Source organism: Geosporobacter subterraneus DSM 17957 (genome assembly GCF_900142145.1).
In the GTDB taxonomy this organism is placed as follows: Bacteria; Bacillota; Clostridia; order Peptostreptococcales; family Thermotaleaceae; genus Geosporobacter; species Geosporobacter subterraneus.
On record NZ_FQZV01000099.1, the window covers coordinates 1 to 3,534 of the forward strand.

5 protein-coding genes are annotated in these 3,534 nt (G+C 41.1%); 4 read left to right on the forward strand and 1 reads right to left on the reverse strand.

The features are described 5' to 3' along the window. Positions 1-399: 399 nt before the first annotated feature. Positions 400-1,107: a L,D-transpeptidase family protein gene (locus BUB56_RS18990; protein ID WP_110942810.1), complete on the reverse strand. Its 708-nt coding sequence runs from the start codon at positions 1,105-1,107 to the stop codon at positions 400-402. A 119-nt stretch (positions 1,108-1,226) separates the two neighbouring features. On the opposite strand from BUB56_RS18990, the gene BUB56_RS18995 reads away from it, so the two are divergent. The 4 genes from BUB56_RS18995 (at position 1,227) to BUB56_RS19010 (ending at position 3,232) form a co-directional block, all read left to right on the forward strand. Next, entirely contained in the window at positions 1,227-1,760 is a 534-nt protein-coding gene (locus BUB56_RS18995; RefSeq protein ID WP_110942811.1) for a hypothetical protein, read from the forward strand. A gap of 22 nt (positions 1,761-1,782) precedes the next feature. Further along, positions 1,783-2,028 (forward strand): hypothetical protein, encoded by a 246-nt coding sequence (locus BUB56_RS19000; RefSeq protein WP_110942812.1) that lies wholly within the window; start codon positions 1,783-1,785, stop codon positions 2,026-2,028. 156 nt (positions 2,029-2,184) lie between these two features. Continuing rightward, the gene (locus BUB56_RS19005; RefSeq protein ID WP_110942813.1) at positions 2,185-2,547 is read left to right on the forward strand and encodes a CidA/LrgA family protein; all 363 of its coding nucleotides are present in this window, start codon (positions 2,185-2,187) and stop codon (positions 2,545-2,547) included. Next, positions 2,540-3,232, forward strand: coding sequence for an LrgB family protein (locus tag BUB56_RS19010; protein WP_110942814.1), 693 nt, complete (start codon positions 2,540-2,542; stop codon positions 3,230-3,232). Before BUB56_RS19005 ends, BUB56_RS19010 begins: the two co-directional genes overlap by 8 nt. Positions 3,233-3,534 lie beyond the last annotated feature (302 nt).

A 3,534-nucleotide genomic window follows, 5' to 3' on the forward strand; every position in this document is an offset into this window, starting at 1 on the left:
CGATGATAAAGGCCTTCTCCTGGGCTAGCTCACGACGAACAACGTACTCAGCAATACTGAGCAGGAGCATCAACAGGATCATCAAATAGCCAATAATACAATGACTTTTTATAATTTTGAGTATGTCGAGGTGACGGTTCTTTTGACAGGATACGAGCAATAAAGAAACGTAGAGAAATTTGATTTGTTTCCATGATTATATATCAGTACACTGCTTAAAAAGCTTCTCAGGATGTAAATTGATCCAATATATTAGTGGAAACACAAGGATGATTTTTTATTATTTATTGTATTTCCTGATCAAGTAGACCAATGATGCAGTATCAATACAAAATAGAAGGTAAGCAATCATATTTAATACAAATATGTGTGCTTACCTTTTAAAATTCATAAGTTATTTTATGGAATAACCAACTCCTGGCCTACAAAGATCACATCCGTATTAGCCACTCCAGCATTTGCACGAACAAGATCCTCAAAGGATACACCGAATCTTAAAGCAATGGAGTACAGGGTATCTCCAGGCTGTACCGTATAGGTGCGGAAACTTCTTTCAGAAGGGATGATCCTAACCTCTGTACCGATGGTTACCACCGCATAAATAAAATTTACATCATCATTGAACATGCGTATGCAGCCGTTTGAGACGGCATTGCCGATGGAAGCCGGGTTATTGGTGCCATGGATGCCATAGTCCTCAAAGAAGCGAATCCAGCGAGTACCAAATACACCGCCGGGGTTCATAGCCTTTTCTGTAACCGCAAAGGTACCTGTTGGGGTAGGGGTGCTAGGTTTACCAATGGCAACGGGGTAAGAACTCTGCAGTATATCATCTAAATAGAGGTACAACCTTCTCTGAGCTAGATTGACCAGAACTCGTGCCCGGCCCTCCAAATCAAACAAAGCTCTATAAGTAGCCAAGCCTACGATGCCATCTGCTTCTAAGCCTTGACTAGTTTGAAACTGAATTACAGCCTGCTGCGTCTGTACACCAAAAATACCATCCTGTAAACCGGCATCAAAGCCCAGTGTATTTAACCTTTCCTGTAGATGCTGTACATCCTGACCTCTCAAGCCCAGTCGTAATGCTCTTGTAAAGGAAAACATTTATTATCACCTCTCAAATATCCTTGCTATCATCATATGTGATAGAGGAGGGATTGGCGTCTGCCATAGAGTATAAATGTTTTAAGAAAGGCTCTGTTAGCATAGGCTAAGAAATTAATATGAGAACAGAATCAGGCAAAGAGCGTTTAAACAGCTATCCGGCAGGTGATGGTGCCTATACAGATATAGAGATTCTTGGAGGTACCCATCTTGAAAACTTGGACTTTGGAAACTATATTATCCAGTATCAGGAAGAAACCGCTTGGGCAGCAGGGATTCCATTCAACGCAGGCAAAAATGGAAGCTGGGGCACATACTTCACTTATAGCGGAATGGATGAGGTCTCCAAAAAGTTGATGGCTGGACAGCACCATGAAGCAGGTGTTGTTGAAGTAGACAGAAATGGAAATGAACTAACCATCACTTATCGTACAACCGGTGATTGGGTACTCACAGAGCTTCATCTTTCTGTACAGAACACCTTGAACCAAATTCCACAGAACAAATCTAAAAATCCTCAAATTGGACACTTCGAGCACAAACACAGCTTTGAATCGGGCGTAACGGTCCACACCACCACTGTAAATGTTGCAGGAATGTCTGATCCAATCTATATTGCAGCCCATGCCGTTGTCAAACGTCCAGTGATCTAAGGCAGGATATCCATAGCATATTATGAGAGAAGCTGATAAGCAGCTTCTCTTTTTTAAAGCCTTGCTAGATTGGAGCACTCGCAATTGTGATTTGGATTTCTATCTTTATGATGCAGCGGATCATTTAATAGCAAGTTCCACAGTTTCAAAACAATCTTTGCTGGAAGAACGTATAGATATAGGCAATCTTACTCCCCAAAGCTATAAGCTAGAAGTAGTGGCGGTTTCTGGAAAGACCAGCTATACGATCAGATTGCTGCTCCCTTAAATAAATCAATAAATGCAATTGTAAAAGAGGCCCTTGTCAAGGGGCCTCTTTCATGATTTAAGACAAAAAATGAAATGCAGACAATAGACTTTGCATCGATGAAAGGGAAATGATATACTAATATTTACTTACTTGATTGTTGGGAGGTGGAAAAGGATGAATTTAGTGAGGCAGTTTATGCTGCTGTTTTTAATGCTGTTCCTTGGGGATCTTACTGCCCGCACTTTAGGCATACCCGTCCCGGGAAACATTCTAGGGATGCTGCTGCTTACCGTGGCTTTGATGCTAGGAGCCCTTAAGCTTAAGGATGTAGAAGAAGCAGGAAAATTGCTGTTAGATCATCTGCCGATATTTTTTATACCTTCATCCGTAGGGATTATGCTTTATTTTGACTTGATTCGATCACAAATAGCAGGGATTCTGGTACCCACGATTTTGAGTATTATGATCGGCCTGTATGTTGCAGGAAAAGTGGTAGATTATTTTGTGAAGGAATATGAGGAGGATGTAAATGCTTAGTTATATAGAAAATACTGCTATATTTGGGATTCTCATAAGCTTGGGGGCTTACCATCTTGGTGGAATCATTAATAAAAGATTTCAGCATCCTCTCTTTAATCCTTTTTTAATTTCTCTCATATTCATCATAGGCTTTTTAAAAGCCAGTGGATTAAGCTACGACATATACAGCAAACAGGCAGCCATCCTGACGATCCTTTTAGGTCCGGCAACGGTTGCGCTGGCAATTCCTTTGTATAGGAACATTGCTATTCTGAAGTCTAATCTCAGGGCGATTCTGATAGGGGTATCTGCTGGTGTAGTTGCATCCATTGTTTCTGTAGTTGGCCTAGGGTATCTGCTGGGTACGGATATAGAGATTCTATACTCCATGGCGCCTAAGGCTGTTACTACGCCTATAGCCATGGAGGTTTCCCGGGTAATTGGCGGAATACCTTCCCTTACAGCCGGCTTAGTTGCCATTACCGGTGTTTTTGGAGCCTGCTTTGCTCCGGAGATTTTGCGCTTTTTTAATATAAAGAGCTCTGTTGCCAAAGGCGTGGCTATCGGTACCACTACCCACGCCCTTGGAACAACCCGTGCCTTTCAGCTGGGAGAGGTAGAAGGGGCCATGAGCAGTCTTTGCATTGGTATTGCCGGAATCCTTACTGCTTTTATTGTTCCTCTGATTATGGGACTCCTATAGTGATTGGACCAGTCGATCAGGCTGAAAAGAACATTGCTTAATAAACAAGGGGCTGATGGATTTCTATCCACAGCCCCTTCAATTGAAAAAATTCAAACACCTGAGCAATGATAATATAGCAGATACTATATATGGATCAGGATAAATTGTCTATAAAAATTAGTCAATGGATATGGTTATTTACTGCATAAACAAATGCCTTTTTCTATATGAGGATATTGCATAATTCAAAAATTGAAATTGTGGATAAAAATCTGTGAAAAATCCCAAATTGACCCTAAAAAAGGTTAGACAACCCCTAT

What these genes read in the sequence shown, in the direction of transcription:
- BUB56_RS19000 (WP_110942812.1), top strand. Translation starts at nt 1,783, where the DNA reads ATGAGAGAAGCTGATAAGCAGCTTCTCTTTTTTAAAGCCTTGCTAGAT.
- BUB56_RS18995 (WP_110942811.1), top strand. Translation starts at nt 1,227, where the DNA reads ATGAGAACAGAATCAGGCAAAGAGCGTTTAAACAGCTATCCGGCAGGT.
- BUB56_RS19010 (WP_110942814.1), top strand. Translation starts at nt 2,540, where the DNA reads ATGCTTAGTTATATAGAAAATACTGCTATATTTGGGATTCTCATAAGC.
- BUB56_RS19005 (WP_110942813.1), top strand. Translation starts at nt 2,185, where the DNA reads ATGAATTTAGTGAGGCAGTTTATGCTGCTGTTTTTAATGCTGTTCCTT.
- BUB56_RS18990 (WP_110942810.1), bottom strand. Translation starts at nt 1,107, where the DNA reads ATGTTTTCCTTTACAAGAGCATTACGACTGGGCTTGAGAGGTCAGGAT.